Source organism: Dyadobacter sp. OTU695 (genome assembly GCF_038440355.1).
In the GTDB taxonomy this organism is placed as follows: Bacteria; Bacteroidota; Bacteroidia; order Cytophagales; family Spirosomataceae; genus Dyadobacter.
This window is the reverse complement of sequence record NZ_JASATN010000008.1, coordinates 58,351-74,307: the sequence shown is the minus strand read 5'-3', so window position 1 is coordinate 74,307 and position 15,957 is coordinate 58,351. Positions and strand designations below refer to the sequence as shown.

Here is a 15,957-nt window from a genome sequence, read left to right as displayed (position 1 = left end):
ATGATCAAGAACCTGCTTTTTTTCAGCCTTCGCAACCGGTGGGTTGTGATCGCTGTGAGCGTAGTGCTGATGGGCGTCGGCTTCTGGTGCTTCACACAGCTCAAAATAGAGGCCTACCCCGATATTGCCGATACCAATGTGATCGTTATCGCCCAATATCCGGGCCGCGCCGCGGAGGAAGTGGAACAACAGGTTACCGTTCCCATCGAAAGGGCCCTCCAAAATACCCCGAATGTACTCGACAGACGCAGCCGGACCATCTTCGGGCTGTCAGTAGTCCAGTTGACATTCAAAGACGGCACGGACGATTATTTCGCCCGTCAGCAAGTTACCGAACGGCTAGCTTCGGCCGAGCTGCCGGATGGCGTCGCCCCCGAACTTGCCCCGCTGTCTACCGCGGTGGGTGAAATTCTGCGTTACGTGGTCGAAGCACCATCCAGTTACAGCCCTACCCAGCTCCGCGACTTGCAGGATTGGGTGATCAAACCTGCATTGCTGCAAGTACCGGGCATCGCTGATGTGACCACATTTGGCGGTCCGTTGAAACAATTCCACATCATCACCTCCCCCGAAAAGCTGGTCAAGTACGGTCTGTCGATGCAGAATGTGATCGATGCGATCAATGCCAATAACCAGAATACTGGCGGTAACGTCATTGCACGTGGCGGTCAGGGCTTCGCGATCCGTGGGCTTGGGGCCATTAAGAATGAGCAGGATATCCAGAATATTGTTTTGAAATCAGACAATGGAGTGCCTGTTTTTGTACGCGATGTCGCCACTGTCGAAATCACCCCTCCGCCTCCCAGCGGGGTGATGGGCTACACTATTACGGCCGATAAAGTGGACGTAAGCAGCGGTGTGGAGGGCATTATCCTGCTCCGTCGTTACGAAAACCCGAGCGAAGTGTTGAAAGTACTGAAAGAACGCATGGCCGACCTTGAAGCCAGCGAACTGCCCGAAGGCGTGCATTTAAAACCGCTTTACGACCGCAGCTTCCTGATCGACCATTCGCTTGAAACCGTGGCGCACACGTTGTTTGAAGGGATTTCGATCGTGGTTATCCTGCTGATCTTTTTCCTGGGCAGCATCCGCAGTGCATTGGTAGTGGCGCTTACCATTCCGTTCTCGTTGCTGTTTGCCTTTATACTAATGCGTCTGACGGGAATTCCGGCGAATTTGCTGTCCCTCGGCGCGATCGACTTCGGTATCATCGTCGACGGCGCGTGCGTCATGGCCGAGCATTTGATCCGTAAATACCGCACGGCGAGTCCGGAAGAAAAACAGCAGGGCATTGTTAAGATCACATTGCTGTCGGCGCAGGAAGTCGGCCGGGAAATCTTCTTCTCGGTGACCATCATCATCCTCGCATACATGCCTATCCTGCTCATGACCCGCGTGGAAGGCAAGCTCTTCTCGCCCATGGCTCTCACGCTCGCATTCGCCGTAATTGGTTCCATGCTCGCCGCGCTGACGTTCATTCCCGTGCTCATTTCATTTGCCTACAAAAAAGCGTTGTCCAATCCCGACAAGCCGATGAAAGAGCATAAGAATTTTGTGTTGGATTTTCTGACAAATTCTTACACCAAAACATTGGCAGGTTTTTTGAAAAACTATAAAACCACTGTACTCGTAGGTTTCAGCGTCGTTACCGTGCTTGTTTTATTCGGGATCAAACTGGGAACCGAGTTTTTGCCAACGCTTGATGAAGGCTCGATATTCCTCCGCGGCAACTTTCCGGCGGGCATTACCATTCAGGAAAACGCCAGCTATGCCCCAAAAATCCGGAAAATCATAGCTAAATACCCGCAGATATCGTTTGTGATCACCCAAACCGGCCGCAACGACGATGGTACCGATCCATTCCCTGCCAACCGGAATGAAATCCTTATCGGTTTGAAGGATTATGACCTTTGGAGCAAAACCATTACCAAAAAAGAGCTTGTCGAAAAAATCAAGGCCGATTTGCAGGCACAGCTTCCGGCCGTCGCATTCTCATCCGGACAGCCGATTATCGACCAGGTGATGGAAATCGTCACCGGTAGTGCAGCCGACCTCGCTGTATCGGTGGTAGGTGATGACCTGAATATGATGCGAAAAAAAGCCGAGGCCATTGCTAAAATCGTGAAAGCCACGCCTGGCGCCGACAATGTGAATATCGAGCAGGAAGGCCCTCAGGAACAGCTGGCCATCAATATCAATCGCCAGGCAGCAGCACGTTTCGGCATCAACGTCGCCGATATCCAGAACATGATCGAAGCAGCCATCGGCGGCAAAACCATCTCGACGCTATACGACGGTACCAAACGCTACGACATCGTGATCCGCTTCCTGCCTAAATACCGTAATTCGATCGATGCGATCAAGAGCGTACAGGTACCTTCGCTCACGGGCGCACTCATACCCATGAGCCAGCTGGCCGATATCCATTTCATTGAGGGGCAGACCAATATCTATCGCTACGGCAGCAAACGGATGGTGACTGTCCGTACCAACATCCGCGGACGCGACCAAGGCGGTTTTGTGAAAGAATTGCAGAAAAAACTCAATGCGCAGGTACACGTGCCAAAAGGGTACAGCATTATATACGGCGGCCAGTACGAAAACCTCGAACGAGCAGGTAAACAGCTGGCATTCACCATTCCGCTGACCATCGTGATGGTGTTCCTCTTCCTGTTTATGTTGTTCAAAAACCTGCCGCACACGATGGTGACGATGAGCTGCATTCTTTTTGCGCTCGGTGGCGGTATTGTGGCATTGCTGATGCGGGGATATTACTTCAACGTTTCGGCCGGGGTTGGTTTTGTGAGCATATTCGGTATTTCGGTGATGGCAGGTGTGCTGCTGGTCTCCGCATTGAACCGGACCGTACAGGCAAATGAAAATGACCTTGAAAGCCATGTTCTCGAAGCCTCTTCCGAACAGCTGCGAGCGTTGCTGTCCATTCTGGTCGTGGCCATTATCGGTCTTGTGCCAGCAGCTATTTCCTCGGGCATTGGTTCCGACGTGCAGCGACCACTGGCGACGGTAATCATCGGCGGTCTGACAAGCACGCTGCTTTTCGCACCGATACTCCTGCCACCGCTGTATTTATGGACTGAGAAGCGACGTAAACCGCAGAAACCGAGGGAGGTGCTGGAATTGGAATAGGACTTAATAGTGCTAAATTTGGTGTAAGTCAAACAAAAGTACTGCACTATGAAAGAGAAAAACCCTGTTTTGGAAGCGAAACGCTACGTTGAAAATGCCCGGACTATTTTAAGAGAAAAGGCTGCAAAAGAAGACGACCAATACACTGATCGAAAGTACGTCAAATTGGCCGGGCATGCGGCCTACACAGGCGTATTGGTAGCGCTGGACGGATTTTTAGGACGGAAAGAGAAAGGGCGCAAGGACGTTGGCTGGTATCAGGAGCAACTCGCCTCAGTTGACAAAAAAGTGCTGAACAGCTTTGTCAGCGCATACGAGTTACTGCACCTGTCAATGGGTTATGACGGCAACAGGGAATTCACTGTAGCGCAGATTGGCCTCAAACGGGCCGATGAAATCATCCAGTGGGTCGAGCAGCGTACCGCCACTTGCTAATTTTCACGTTGCCGATAAAAAAGTGAAGCCGGATCCAACAAGGGTCCGGCTTCGTTGTTTTACACACTCAATATTCAAGCCTTATAATAATTATCCGGTGGATAAAACGGCTGTTTTTAGTTAAATTTCCTAAGTCTTATGTCCCTAGCGGAACAGGCGAACTCAACTATACACTTTAAACTATCCTTCGATGAAGCAAAAACGCTACCTCCTCTTACTCATGCTCCTCACCGGCCACATTGTAACTGCCCAGGCTCCCGATTCCATCCCCGGAGAATATCATTTGCAGGGAGTGATGGAAACTGCTTCGGCCATCTTGCTTAAACCCGACAGCACTTTCGAGCTTTACTTCTCCTACGGAGCCATGGACCGCCAGGGGCACGGCAAATGGCAGGTTCAGAACGGAAGTATCGTTCTAAACAGCCGCCCGCGGCCCGAACGCGACTTCGCGCTGGTTACGAGCAAAACCGCACCCGATGATTTCACGACCGTCAGGATCGTCGACAGCAACGAGCAGGTCCTGCCATTTTTCGAAGCCCTTATCAGAACTGCCGGAGGCGAAAAATATGGTAAAATGAACCAGGAAGGCATATTTCAGATCCCCAAGACCAAAACAACCGGTATCGACCTATTCTTTACGCTCGCCCCGGAACGGTACAGTTCATTCCCCGTGCAATCGGAAGATAACTATTTCGAATTCCGCATCGAGCCCTGGATCATCGAGATATTTGTTGAAAATGTCGTACTGAAACCTGACAAAGACGGTCTGAAAGGCGAACATCCGCTTCTTAAAGGCGATGCCTTCTCGTACGAAAAAATGAATTAGTTACACGTATTGCCGCTCGCCCAGCAAGTTAATATCCTTCACTTCGACGATATTCTTGTCGTAGCCGTACTTCGTGACATTGATCATCGCCCGGCCGAGTTGTGTCAAGGTGGAAGCGCCGCTGGGATAAATCGCCTTGAAGATCGGATACAGCCATCCAAAATACTTGTACAAACTCAGCAGGTTCTTCTGCCCTTCCGTTGCCTTCAGGAAACCTGGCCGAAACGCAAATACCTGATCAAATGGCAGTTTTCGAAGGTCGTTTTCGGTTTTTCCTTTTACCCTTGCCCACATCAGGCTGCCTTTTTCGGTGCTGTCGGTACCTGCACCTGAAACATAGCAAAAGGTCATTCCGGGGTTCTGCCGGCTAAGCACCTCGGCTGCGTGCATGGTAAGATCGTAAGTAATGCGCCGGTATTCAGGCTCTTTCATTCCTACCGAGGACGTGCCGAGGCAAAAATAGCAGGCGTTATATCCTTTCAATTGATCCTGTATAGACGACAGATCGTAAAAGTCCTTATGCACGATCTCTTTAAGTTTCGGGTGGTCCATCCCAAGCGGCCGCCGGTTGATGATTAGTACCGATTCGACGTCCGGATTTTCCAGACATTCGAACAGTACCCCCTCACCCACCATACCTGTCGTGCCGGTTACGATTGCCCTGATTTTTCCTTCAACGGCCATAATCTGATTTGGTTTGAAATGCTGTTAATTGCCGCAAGATAAGGATATTTCAAAGTCGCTCAGGCATCGAAATTCGTAGAAACCGATATCGATTTCCAGTTTTCCAGCTCTTCCGAAAATGCGGCGATCTTCGTCTGCGCCATACCAAAGGCATCTTCACCGAGGATCAGGTGCAGCGGCGGATTTGCCTCTCCGGCAATGCGGATCATGGCCTCGGCGGCTTTGTTCGGATCGCCCGGCTGCTGGCCGTTGATCTGCTGCTGGTGCAACGCCTCGGTATCCCGTACTTTCTGATAAGCGGCAATTCCGTTTTTCGGTGTTACAAATGATCCTGCAGTAAGGAAATCGGTCCGGAAGTAGCCAGGTTCTACGACGGTCACTTTCACCCCGAAATCGGCTACCTCGGCTGCCAGCGATTCCGAGAGCCCGGAAACTGCAAATTTGGTGGCGCAATATATCCCGAAGCCCGGGAAGCCGCCTGTGACGCCGGCGATCGACGAGATGTTAAGGATATGCCCGGAGCCTTGCGCACGCAAATGCGGCATCGCAGCGCGGATCACATTCAGTGTACCAAAAACATTAACATCAAAATTCCCACGCGACTCGGCGTCCGAAAGTTCTTCCAGACTACCTGCCAGTCCATACCCGGCATTGTTGACGACCACGTCTATACGACCAAATTTCGCCAGCGTGTCGGCGATACCCTGGCCTACGCTATGCTCGTCTGTGAGCGAGACGGCGAGGGGTAGAAACTGCTCTCCTGTGTTTCCTACGGCGGTTTTCAGTTCATCGATTGAGCGTGATGTAGCGGCCACGGCGAACCCGTTGGCCAATAACTTTTGTACAAGCGCAAGTCCGAGGCCCTTGGAGGCGCCGGTCACAAACCATACTTTTCTGTTTTCCATTGTTCTTTGTTGATTGATTTAACATGACAAAGGTAAAATGGACAGAAGGCGCCGGCATTGCGCCGTTCAAACAGATACTTGCGAAATTCAAACAATCCTGAAAGCCGACGGTGTTTGACGGGTTTGTTTCTTGAAAAAGTTGTTGAAATGCGACGGTTCCTCAAAACCGAGGCAATAGCTGATCTCGGAAATGTTCCAGTTGGTATGCTTCAAAAGTGCTTTCGCTTCGGAGGTGATGCGTTCGCTAATGTGCGTCGTCGTTGTTTTTCCCGTCGTTTCACGGATCGCACGGTTCAAATGGTTCACATGTACCGAAAGATGCCGGGCGAAATCGTTGGCTGAGCGTAGGGCAAACCGCTGGGAGGGCGCCTCGATCGGGAACTGCCGTTCGAGCAGCTCGGTAAAAACGGCCGTAATTCGCGAATTCGCATTGGGGTGTTGGTATAGCGCCTCACTAGGCTGCATTTTTAGCGCATAATGCACCAGCTCCGTGACGTAATTTCTTAGCAAATCATATTTAAACGGGTAGTCGGAACCAATCTCTTCCAACATTTTCTCAAAAATCCCGCTCACGTGTGCATCCTGGGCATCGTTAAGAATATAGGACGGTTTTCCGCCAACGGCAAACATGGGCAGATCAGCCACATTACCACGCATTTTCTCCGAGAAAAATCCTTCCTTGAAAATGCAGAAATATCCGGTGACTTTGTCACAAGCCGCTTCCCAGGTATAAGGAACCGTTGGGTTGAAAAACATCAGGGCAGTCCCGTCAACTTCGAGGCTCTTGTCGGCGTAGTGATACACGTTCCTGCCCCGTATCAGCGCAATTTTATAAAAATCCCTGCGGCTGTACCTGGCGGGCACCGGATTTACGATGAAATTATCATCCATCGCAAACACATTGAAATGTCCGATGTCCTGCTGCAAATTATCCGGCAGCCAATTAAACTTGTATTGGTAGAATTCTTCGAGTGATTCCGGCTTTTCCATGGGGCAAAGTTACGAAAATCAAATAGAATCGAACAAAGCTCAATGGTAAAAGGCTCATGGTCTGCGATCTATATCGATGGTCATGCTTTATAAATCGATTAATTCACAAGTTACTGGCTTGTAAAACAGTACTTTTCTTTAAATTTAGCTTTCCGAACGTGCTCAGGCCCAGTTCAATCACACACAATTATTTCTATACACATTTCTATGAAATCTTTCAGTCCAATGCTCACCGAGCATCTTGAAAATGGCACGCTGGTTTGCCCTTTATGTTTGTCCTCCTTGAAAATCCATGACGAAAGTATCTATTGCACCAACGTTGCATGCTCGCATTCGACCAGCGAAATACCACTGATACAAAAGAGAATCCCAATACTTCTCAATTTCGACGAAACCATTTTGAGCAAAGAGTCGCTGCTCGCAACTGGAGGCGAAAGCCTTATTCCCCGCAGCGGTAACAAATACGACGCGATCAAAAAAATTTTCTGGGGAGGAGATGGTAAAACCAAACGGAATCTCGCACAATTCCTCAACAATGTTCCTAAATATGCCGACAAAAAGTCGACAGTACTGATCATCGGCGGGGGTGCCGTGGGAAATGGCGCCGCGGGAATGTACGATGCCAGGGACGTTAACGTGCTTTCATTCGACATATATGCCTCTTCCAACACCGATTTTATCGCCGACGGGCACTCACTCCCTATCGCCGACAACAGCATCGACGGCATCTGGATCCAGGCAGTGCTCGAACATGTCATGTATCCTCAACGCGTCGTCGCCGAGATCCATCGCGTATTGAAGGCTGGCGGAGTTGTATACGCGGAGACGCCTTTCCAGCAACATGTACACGAGGGTCCGTACGACTTCACCCGTTTCACAGAAAGCGGCCACCGCCTGCTTTTCAAGGATTTTAAACTGCTGGATTCCGGGTTTCTGACCGGCATTGGCACGGTCTGCTCTGGAATGTGCGGTACGCAGCCTGGGGACTTACCCGGAGCAAAAAAGCGGCTATCCTGATTGCCATGGCTTTCGGTTGGATTCGGCTTTTTGATCACCTGGTGCCCGATTCATTTAATGTTGATACTGCGAGCGGCGTGTATTTCCTGGGATGGAAGGATCCCGATCACAAGTTCAGCGACAAGGATATTATTGCGCATTATAAGGGCTTTCAGCGGAAGTGACCTCCGACCATTGACCGCCGATTGCTAACGATTTAGCTTGATAAAATAGGCGGTCAGCTTCTCTCTTGGTACCAATCACTTTCGCGCTCCGGCGAGCTCTGCCTCTTTTAACATTCTCAGTTCCTCTATCATCTCCTTTATTTCGTCGATCATTTCCCAGGCCTCTTTTTTAGTTTCGTCCCAAAAGGGCTTCATTTCGGCTCTGTCCTGATCTGAAACTGAGTAATACCACTCAGAGAAAGCCGACCTGATAGTTGGAATTTCAGATTCCTCGGCACTCATCAGATTTGACTTGTACTCGTCTAAAGTTTTTCTAATGTAGGCTCTCATATTACTCAAGAAAAAGTTACAACATCTTTAACACGTCCCTCAATTTAATCGCTTCGGCCTTGATTTCTTCGTACTCAGCGTCGCTCAATTTCCGAGGGGGGATAACATCCGCTTTTCGAGATAGCTTAACCGCTTGCTGACCATTTCGACCAGCTCTTCTTGTCGCGTTTTTTGTTTCATTTGATAGTGTGTAAAACATAAATTAAGCATTTGAAAATAAAACTCAATCCGTTCTACACCACTATAAATCACCGATTATCCTACGGGAACTACCCAAACGGCAGTCAGATGTTACAGCGCCGCCCGGTTCCGGTCAGTCAAATACGCCAAGCCCAGCACAATCACCTGCAAAACCACGAACGAGCCTAGTAATGCCGGGATAGAGTCGTCCGGTGGCGGACCTAACATATTGAAAATCTCGGCGATCACGAAGAATATGACCAGTGAGAAGAGGCCCCACTTCCCTTTACCATTAACGGCACGGGTGTTTCTGACGTAAATCCAGACGCCCGCAAGGAAGATAACCATTTCCGTAAAGACCGTCAGCGGAAGCGAATTCCACATGCCCATTCCGAATTTTTCATTTCCAAATGGCGTCAGCGGCAGGTCCTGGACGTGAACAATGAAGTCTAGAAACCAGTGGCTTAGTACAGCCAAGCCTACGACGATCGCACTACGGGTATCTTTTTGGAATAACCAATAAATACCTCCGCAAATAAGCCCCCAAACGATACCCATGACGAGACTGTGCGTGTAGGGATAATGTACAAATTCAAACGGCGTTACTTCCGTAAAACCCGGGCGGATCTTCACTTTCTCGATGTCCAGCATCAGCAGGAATGGCCAGAGAATATCGACAAACTCAACTGCCGCAAAAAGCGTCAGGAGCGAAACTTTGGGAGCGACTTTCTTTGCCCCGAATGCTAAACCATAGTGACCTAGAAACATAAAACAAGTGGTTGATTAATGACCTTACAAAGGTATCCGGGCCATTTCCGAACGCACTTGACCTAGATCAAGAAATCAGCTGAGCTGCTTACGGCGGATGCGGCTGATGGTTTCGGGCGTCATGCCGAGCATAGAGGCGATGTATTGCAGCGGTACCTGGGTGAAAATGTCACGATGGCTTTCGAACAGCAGATTATAACGCTGCTCGGCCGTCATCGAAAGGAAGGAAAATACCCGGTCTTCGAGCGTGGTGAAGCAATGCGCGATGAACAGCTTTTCGGTGACGGGCCATTTGGGAACGTATTCCCCGAGGCGGTCGTAATCCTGCTTTTCGATGGTATACACGGCCGTGTCGGCGAGCGCCTGAATGTTCCAGCGGGCCGGACTAGCGAACACAAGGCTCGCCAGATCGGTAACAAAATAGCCTTGCGTACAGATCCATTGCGTCACCTCCCGGTCTTCCAGATCGACATAAATCCGCAGCAAACCCGATTTGATGAAGCTTAGCTTATTGCAAAGTTTCCCCGTTTTGAGATAGTAATCGCCTTTTTTCAGTATTTCGGGTTTGAAAAACGAGGCGACCCTGGCCAGATCGGTCGGATCAAAGTCAAAATAGGTTTGCAGGTAGTGTTCAAGATCTGTCATAATGCGCTGAAATGGTCGTAAAGGTAACAAAGAACGATCACCAGGCACGGCCGTTATCGCACAAAAGTGTCCGAATACGAACGGGCTATTTAACCAGCATCAACCCAAATTATTGTAAAAGAGAAAGTTACCTTTTTGGCATATATTTTATACAATGTACTATGTAATGCAATGTACCGTCTATTAGCCATGAAAATTGAATTTCCCAACGAATCCCAGTCACCTCCATTCCTATGTTGAAGAACTATTTTAAAATCGCCTGGCGAAACCTTGTCCGCAACCGGGTGTTCTCTGCCATCAATATCGCCGGACTGGCCATCGGCCTGGCGTCCTGCATGCTGATCAGCCTCTATGTGATCGACGAACTGAGCTTTGATCGTTTCCATGAGAAGGCCGACCGCATTGTGCGCACGACATTTAAGGGGACAATGCAGGGCGGGATCATTAACGAATCACATGCCATGCCTCCTACCGCCGCCGCCCTAAAGGCAGATTACCCCGAGGTGCTCGAAGCGACAAGACTCCGGCAAGGTGGGTGGCCGCTGGTTTTTCTTAACAACAAGCTTTACAAAGACGAAAAGCTCGCCTTCGTCGATTCCAACTTCTTCTCCGTTTTCACGTTGCCTCTAATCGAGGGAAGTCCTAAAACCGCGCTGGTCGAACCCAACACCGTTGTTTTATCGGAAACAACCGCCCGGAAATATTTCGGCAAAACGGATGTCGTTGGCAGGATTATCAATTTTAAGGACTGGAATAAGACCGTCCGCGTGACTGGTGTAATGAAGGACATTCCGTCCAATTCACATTTCCGGTTCGACTTACTGGGCTCGATGGCTTCACTGGACGAAGCAAAATCGACATCCTGGATGACGTCCGAGTTCTTTACCTACCTGGTACTGCCCGAGGGTTACGACTATAAAAAGCTGGAAGCCAAACTGCCGGCAACCATCGATAAATACATCAGCCCGCAGCTCAAACAATCAATGGGCGTTACAATGGCCGAATTCCGCAAGCAGGGCAACAACCTCGAACTTCGCCTGCAACCTTTAACGGACATCCATCTGCATTCGGATTTTCAATACGACCTCGATGCGAACGGCGATATTACGTATGTCTACATTTTCGGTGCAGTGGCAGTGATGATGCTCCTCATCGCCTGTATCAACTTCATGAACCTCTCGACGGCAGGCTCGTCCAAGCGCGCCCGTGAGGTAGGCGTACGCAAGGTAATGGGCTCCGAAAAAAGCGAACTGGTGGGCCAGTTTCTTACAGAATCCATCCTGCTCACGTCGCTGGCGCTCGTGCTGGCAATCCTGCTGAGCATTGCCGCATTGCCGGTCTTCAATGAACTTTCGGGCAAAAACCTCGCGCTCAAATGGGATGCCGTACCGGGCCTGATCCCAGCACTGATCGGATTTGGACTTTTTGTCGGCATTTTCGCGGGAAGCTACCCGGCATTTTTCCTATCCTCATTCAAACCTATCAGTGTGCTGAAAGGCGGGGCTTCGATGATCAAATTCTCATCTTCGGGCAAAAGTTTCAACCTCCGCAGCGGACTGGTGGTGTTCCAATTCTTCATGTCGATCATCCTCATCGTCGGCACGACGGTAGTTTATCAGCAACTGCAATTTATCCGGAACAAAAAATTGGGTTACAACAAAGACCAGGTGATTGTGATTCCTGCCTGGTCGCTAGGGAAAAACACGGAAACTTTCCGCCAGGAAACGACGCAGGACTCACGTGTCGCACGCGTAAGCCTGTCGGGTTACGTGCCGGCGGGACCTTCCGACAACAACAATTTCACGGTTAACCCTGACGGCAAAACCGACCGGATGGTGAAAACACTTCGCTACGATATCGACTACGATTACATCCCGACGCTCGGCATGGAAATGGCCCGCGGGCGTAACTTTTCGAAAGAATATGGCATCGATTCCACGGGCATTATCATCAATGAAACCGCTGTCAGAACTTTCGGATGGACCCCCGAAAACGCTTTGGACAGGATTGTCACCCGCAACGATAACGAAGGCAAAAAGGCTACCTACCGTGTTATCGGCATTGTTAAGGACTTCCATTTCCAGTCGATGCACGAGCAGATAGGCCCGCTGGTCATGACATTGAGCAAAGGCTGGGGCTGGATGATGGTAAAAACACGCAGTGCGGAAGTTTCAGGACTACTGGCTTCCATGAAAAAAAACTGGGACAGTTTCCATCCTGACATGCCTTTCAGCTACACTTTCCTCGATCAGCGGTTTAACGAAACTTACAAGGCTGAGCAGAAAACCGGCCAGATCCTGGGCACATTCGCCGGACTCACCATCTTTGTAGCATGTCTCGGCCTGTTCGGTCTGGCTGCATTTACTGCCGAGCAGCGCACCAAGGAAATAGGCGTACGTAAAGTGTTGGGCGCGTCTGTGGCTGGCATTATCGCATTGCTTTCGAGGGATTTCCTTAAACTGATAATCATCGCTTTACTCATTGCCACGCCGGCGGCCTGGTGGCTGATGGACCGTTGGTTGCAGGAATTTGCCTACAAAATCGATGTTACCTGGTGGATGTTCGCTTTGGCCGGCGCATTGTCGGTGCTGGTGGCGCTGTGTACGATCGCCTACCAGTCGGTAAAAGCGGCATTAATGAACCCCGTCGAGTCCCTTCGTTCAGAATAGCCGCTGGATCGAAATAAACTATTTGAATAGTAAATAGTTATTACTTTCGAACCCGGGCCGGATGCCAGCAAACATCCGGCCCGGGTTTTCTGTTTTAATTGAAACAACTAATCCCGAATGGAGGCTACGATCCGCTGCAAAATCACCCGGCATACCCATGTTTTTCAGCCAGGCAATGTCGTCGAAGTGAGGCGGCGCATTTTGGAAAAATTTGAAACCCAGCCGGAATCAGGGTATTTTATTCCTGATACTGGCGATGGCACGCCGGGTATTATCCCTTTGGACGCCACCGAATCACCAGGCAACGTTCCGCCAACAGACGATGCCTACTACGGCAAATGTATGCTGACAAGCGTTTCAAATTTTTGGCCAGACGCCGATGGTATGGCCGACGAGGGCCCGGCGGGCAGCATTAAGCCGGTGAACGTACGCGTTATCCATTATCCCGACTGCCAGCAACTGGTATTTCACATGCCGCAATACGCCTGGGACGCCGGCACCTTCCGCCTCATCAACTCTTGCTCGCAGCAAATTATCGAAGAAAAGCCCGTGCGCGAGCGCCTGAACGGCGGTACCATGATATTAACCAACACACTACCCTACCCGCCGGGATTCTACACGATCGAAGCAAGCTGGCCTGACGGCTGGACACACCGCATCCGGTTCATCAAGTTCACAGAAGGCTTTCCCAAAGCGCCGTACGAGAAAGCGCCCGCCAACATTGTACGTGCGCTCCGAAACGAGGAAGTGCATTTACTACCGTTGCCCGAAGAGAAACCCAACCCCGGGTTGACAGCAAGCGGTATGAGAATATCCGAAAACTTCCGGGGGCCCGAACCTGATTCCGACTATGCTTCGCCACCCTGCAGCCTGCCGACGATGCACGATAGCGACGATCGCCGGTTGCAGGATTATAACGGCGCCGAACCAGACAGAGGAATTGATGTCGAGAAATTTAAACAGGAAATTATGAGCCGCTTTTTCCCGAAACTGGAATACACGCAGGATGGTCGTGGCGGCAGCATTTACTATATCGAAGGCGCGATCAGGATCCAGTTTGGCTGGGAATTTGGGGGCGGCAATACAGTCGTAATCCTGTTTATACCTGCGGAAAAATATTGGGAGGCGCAGACTGGTACACCGCTTTACCGTCGCGATGAAATCCTGAAATTCCTCTGCGAACAAGTAATCCGCGACCAGGCGCCCGGCTGCAAGTACAAAATGTACGAAGATGCGATCAGCATTGTGAGGTAGGCTCATGCGCTTGACCAGCGCGATGTCTCCAAGTACCCGCTAACAACCTGGATGATGCTTTGGCTAAAGCCGTATGTGATCGCTCTGGGTATCCCGAGGCTGAAGCCTCGGGTTATGCAGATACCACTCCCCTCAACCCGCCTCTTCGGACCTGGGGCCAGTGAAGTGATCCAGCCCCCCTAACTGGCCGCGAGCTAGAGGCCTCGGGTTATGCAGATACCACTCTCCTCAAGCCAGGTCTTCAGACCTGGGGCCAGTGCAGCTGATCTATCTCCCCAAACTAACGTATCATGCAGGCCATGACCACATCCGACTCACAACCCAAGTCTTCAGACTTGGGGGCGACGCCAATCATCATCGCCATCCCATATCTGCGGCCCCACGGTACACTACCCAACCGGCTTTAGCCTAAGTACTTCAGCACTCGTGATTCCCTTTGCCAACCAGCTACAAAAAATATTTTCAACTATTTTCCTAAATTCCTGTAACCTTTCCCATTCTCCGGAGTTACCACATCAAAATCACGAAAACAAAGCGCCGAGCCTTGAATACCTTAACCGACAACTCGCTGATGCTCCGGGTGAAAACCGGGGACCTGGATAAGATGGGCTTGCTCTTCGAACGGTACAACCGGCCGCTTTTCGGATTTTTCTACCACATGACGCACAAGGCCGATCTCAGCGAAGACCTCGTCCAGAATGTGTTTTACAGGATGCTCAAATACAGGCATACATTTACCGGCGACGGAGAATTCAGGGCGTGGATGTACCACCTGGCGAGGAACGTGCTCAACGACTCGGTCAAACAGAACAGGTCGTTTAATTTCTACGATGTGAACGAGGTGGCCGACAGGATCGAAGGCGGAACGCGCGCCGACGAAAGTCTGGAAAGACAGCAGGACAACGATTTTCTGCACGAAGCAATGGGCGCATTAAGTCCAGAGTACCGCGAAGTGCTGATTTTGAGCAGGTTCCAGGAAATGAAATACGACGAAATCGCCAAAGTATTGAATATCAACGAGGGAACAGTAAAAGTGCGGGTCCACAGGGCATTGGGAGAATTGAAGAAAAGGTTTTTTACAAATGAAAGACGATAAGGAAATGAACTGCGACTATACCAAAGGCAAACTGACCGAATGGCTCAATAACAACCTCGAAAAGGGCGAGCAAATGGCCATCAACCGGCACCTGGCCGACTGCGTGAGCTGCCAGGAAGAGTTTGCCGCCGACAAGCAGATTTGGGACGGCATGGCGAAAATCAGGATACCTGAGCCGAAAGAGGAAATGCGCACCAACTTTTACACGATGCTCGAAGAGTTCAAAGAGGCAGAAAAGGCAGCGGCGCGGTTCTCATTTCAAAGCATGATGGAGAGTATCCGGGAGTTTGTAGTGCCCCAATGGACATTGCAGGTAGGGTTTAGCCTGCTATTGGTAGGTCTCGGCTGGGTGATCGGCAACCGGACGAGCCGCAGCCAGGTCGATGCCAGCGCCTATCAGCAACGGATAGAGGCCCTGGCGAGCCAGGTGCAGGATATGAAAAGCACTATGATGCTCTCGCTACTCGAAAATCCTTCTGCCACTGAGCGGCTTCGGGCAGTGAGCTACACAAGTGAGATAGCGCATGCCGACGATCGTGTCTTAGAAGCGCTGTTTGCCACCTTAAACAACGACCCTAACGTAAATGTGCGGCTCGTCACGCTCGAAGCGCTCACGCAGTATGCGGGTGACGCGTCCGTACGGGAAGGGCTGGTGAAATCGCTCGCTTTGCAGGATTCGCCGATGGTGCAGGTCGCGCTGGCGGATGTGATGGTAAAATTGCAGGAGAAACGTTCGGTAAAAGCATTGAAAACATTGCTGCAAAAAGAAGACCTGAACGACCTCGTCAAAGTGAAGATCGAACAGACAATCAAAGACCTTTCATAAACCTTAAATCAACTATTAGCC

15 protein-coding genes are annotated in these 15,957 nt (G+C 50.5%); 9 read left to right on the top strand and 6 right to left on the bottom strand.

Translation table 11 applies throughout. From position 1 onward, the window contains the following. The 3 genes from AAHB90_RS16385 (at position 1) to AAHB90_RS16375 (ending at position 4,408) form a co-directional block, all read left to right on the top strand. Positions 1–3,147 (top strand): efflux RND transporter permease subunit, encoded by a 3,147-nt coding sequence (locus tag AAHB90_RS16385; protein ID WP_342086289.1) that lies wholly within the window; start codon positions 1–3, stop codon positions 3,145–3,147. 48 nt (positions 3,148–3,195) lie between these two features. Then, on the top strand, positions 3,196–3,582 hold the full coding sequence (locus AAHB90_RS16380) for a DUF5618 family protein (protein ID WP_342086288.1): 387 nt from the start codon (positions 3,196–3,198) through the stop codon (positions 3,580–3,582). Between the two features lie 190 nt (positions 3,583–3,772). After that, the gene (locus AAHB90_RS16375) at positions 3,773–4,408 is read left to right on the top strand and encodes a hypothetical protein (protein ID WP_342086287.1); all 636 of its coding nucleotides are present in this window, start codon (positions 3,773–3,775) and stop codon (positions 4,406–4,408) included. On the opposite strand, the gene AAHB90_RS16370 is transcribed toward AAHB90_RS16375, so the two are convergent. The 3 genes from AAHB90_RS16370 to AAHB90_RS16360 form a co-directional block, all read right to left on the bottom strand. Continuing rightward, positions 4,409–5,092: an NAD-dependent epimerase/dehydratase family protein gene (locus tag AAHB90_RS16370; protein WP_342086286.1), complete on the bottom strand. Its 684-nt coding sequence runs from the start codon at positions 5,090–5,092 to the stop codon at positions 4,409–4,411. A 59-nt stretch (positions 5,093–5,151) separates the two neighbouring features. After that, entirely contained in the window at positions 5,152–5,997 is an 846-nt protein-coding gene (locus tag AAHB90_RS16365) for an oxidoreductase (RefSeq protein WP_342086285.1), read from the bottom strand. A gap of 87 nt (positions 5,998–6,084) precedes the next feature. Further along, positions 6,085–6,987, bottom strand: a complete 903-nt coding sequence (locus AAHB90_RS16360) for a helix-turn-helix domain-containing protein (RefSeq protein WP_342086284.1) — start codon at positions 6,985–6,987, stop codon at positions 6,085–6,087. Positions 6,988–7,194: 207 nt separating this feature from the next. On the opposite strand from AAHB90_RS16360, the gene AAHB90_RS16355 reads away from it, so the two are divergent. Further along, entirely contained in the window at positions 7,195–8,004 is an 810-nt protein-coding gene (locus tag AAHB90_RS16355; protein ID WP_342086283.1) for a class I SAM-dependent methyltransferase, read from the top strand. A gap of 5 nt (positions 8,005–8,009) precedes the next feature. Beyond that, the gene (locus tag AAHB90_RS16350) at positions 8,010–8,168 is read left to right on the top strand and encodes a hypothetical protein (RefSeq protein WP_342086282.1); all 159 of its coding nucleotides are present in this window, start codon (positions 8,010–8,012) and stop codon (positions 8,166–8,168) included. A gap of 75 nt (positions 8,169–8,243) precedes the next feature. Here AAHB90_RS16350 and AAHB90_RS16345 read toward each other — a convergent pair whose 3' ends face one another. From AAHB90_RS16345 to AAHB90_RS16335, 3 genes are all read right to left on the bottom strand, one after another. Next, complete coding sequence (locus AAHB90_RS16345; RefSeq protein ID WP_342086281.1) at positions 8,244–8,498, bottom strand: hypothetical protein; 255 nt, start codon at positions 8,496–8,498, stop codon at positions 8,244–8,246. A 291-nt stretch (positions 8,499–8,789) separates the two neighbouring features. Continuing rightward, positions 8,790–9,446 carry a metal-dependent hydrolase gene (locus AAHB90_RS16340; RefSeq protein WP_342086280.1) on the bottom strand — a complete coding sequence of 219 codons (657 nt, stop codon included), beginning with the start codon at positions 9,444–9,446 and terminating at the stop codon, positions 8,790–8,792. A 75-nt stretch (positions 9,447–9,521) separates the two neighbouring features. Then, positions 9,522–10,091 carry a Crp/Fnr family transcriptional regulator gene (locus tag AAHB90_RS16335; RefSeq protein ID WP_342086279.1) on the bottom strand — a complete coding sequence of 190 codons (570 nt, stop codon included), beginning with the start codon at positions 10,089–10,091 and terminating at the stop codon, positions 9,522–9,524. 233 nt (positions 10,092–10,324) lie between these two features. Between AAHB90_RS16335 and AAHB90_RS16330 the strand changes: the two genes are divergently transcribed. The 4 genes from AAHB90_RS16330 (at position 10,325) to AAHB90_RS16315 (ending at position 15,936) form a co-directional block, all read left to right on the top strand. Further along, positions 10,325–12,760, top strand: a complete 2,436-nt coding sequence (locus AAHB90_RS16330) for an ABC transporter permease (RefSeq protein WP_342086278.1) — start codon at positions 10,325–10,327, stop codon at positions 12,758–12,760. 117 nt (positions 12,761–12,877) lie between these two features. Further along, positions 12,878–14,014: a hypothetical protein gene (locus AAHB90_RS16325; protein WP_342086277.1), complete on the top strand. Its 1,137-nt coding sequence runs from the start codon at positions 12,878–12,880 to the stop codon at positions 14,012–14,014. Between the two features lie 571 nt (positions 14,015–14,585). Beyond that, positions 14,586–15,110, top strand: coding sequence for an RNA polymerase sigma factor (locus AAHB90_RS16320; protein ID WP_342086450.1), 525 nt, complete (start codon positions 14,586–14,588; stop codon positions 15,108–15,110). After that, on the top strand, positions 15,097–15,936 hold the full coding sequence (locus AAHB90_RS16315; RefSeq protein WP_342086276.1) for a HEAT repeat domain-containing protein: 840 nt from the start codon (positions 15,097–15,099) through the stop codon (positions 15,934–15,936). Before AAHB90_RS16320 ends, AAHB90_RS16315 begins: the two co-directional genes overlap by 14 nt. Positions 15,937–15,957: the final 21 nt, after the last annotated feature.

Coding starts and splice junctions, on each gene's coding strand:
- AAHB90_RS16385 (WP_342086289.1), top strand. CDS start 1: ATGATCAAGAACCTGCTTTTTTTCAGCCTTCGCAACCGGTGGGTTGTG.
- AAHB90_RS16315 (WP_342086276.1), top strand. CDS start 15,097: ATGAAAGACGATAAGGAAATGAACTGCGACTATACCAAAGGCAAACTG.
- AAHB90_RS16355 (WP_342086283.1), top strand. CDS start 7,195: ATGAAATCTTTCAGTCCAATGCTCACCGAGCATCTTGAAAATGGCACG.
- AAHB90_RS16365 (WP_342086285.1), bottom strand. CDS start 5,997: ATGGAAAACAGAAAAGTATGGTTTGTGACCGGCGCCTCCAAGGGCCTC.
- AAHB90_RS16325 (WP_342086277.1), top strand. CDS start 12,878: ATGGAGGCTACGATCCGCTGCAAAATCACCCGGCATACCCATGTTTTT.
- AAHB90_RS16360 (WP_342086284.1), bottom strand. CDS start 6,987: ATGGAAAAGCCGGAATCACTCGAAGAATTCTACCAATACAAGTTTAAT.
- AAHB90_RS16380 (WP_342086288.1), top strand. CDS start 3,196: ATGAAAGAGAAAAACCCTGTTTTGGAAGCGAAACGCTACGTTGAAAAT.
- AAHB90_RS16350 (WP_342086282.1), top strand. CDS start 8,010: ATGGCTTTCGGTTGGATTCGGCTTTTTGATCACCTGGTGCCCGATTCA.
- AAHB90_RS16340 (WP_342086280.1), bottom strand. CDS start 9,446: ATGTTTCTAGGTCACTATGGTTTAGCATTCGGGGCAAAGAAAGTCGCT.
- AAHB90_RS16335 (WP_342086279.1), bottom strand. CDS start 10,091: ATGACAGATCTTGAACACTACCTGCAAACCTATTTTGACTTTGATCCG.
- AAHB90_RS16320 (WP_342086450.1), top strand. CDS start 14,586: ATGCTCCGGGTGAAAACCGGGGACCTGGATAAGATGGGCTTGCTCTTC.
- AAHB90_RS16345 (WP_342086281.1), bottom strand. CDS start 8,498: ATGAGAGCCTACATTAGAAAAACTTTAGACGAGTACAAGTCAAATCTG.
- AAHB90_RS16375 (WP_342086287.1), top strand. CDS start 3,773: ATGAAGCAAAAACGCTACCTCCTCTTACTCATGCTCCTCACCGGCCAC.
- AAHB90_RS16370 (WP_342086286.1), bottom strand. CDS start 5,092: ATGGCCGTTGAAGGAAAAATCAGGGCAATCGTAACCGGCACGACAGGT.
- AAHB90_RS16330 (WP_342086278.1), top strand. CDS start 10,325: ATGTTGAAGAACTATTTTAAAATCGCCTGGCGAAACCTTGTCCGCAAC.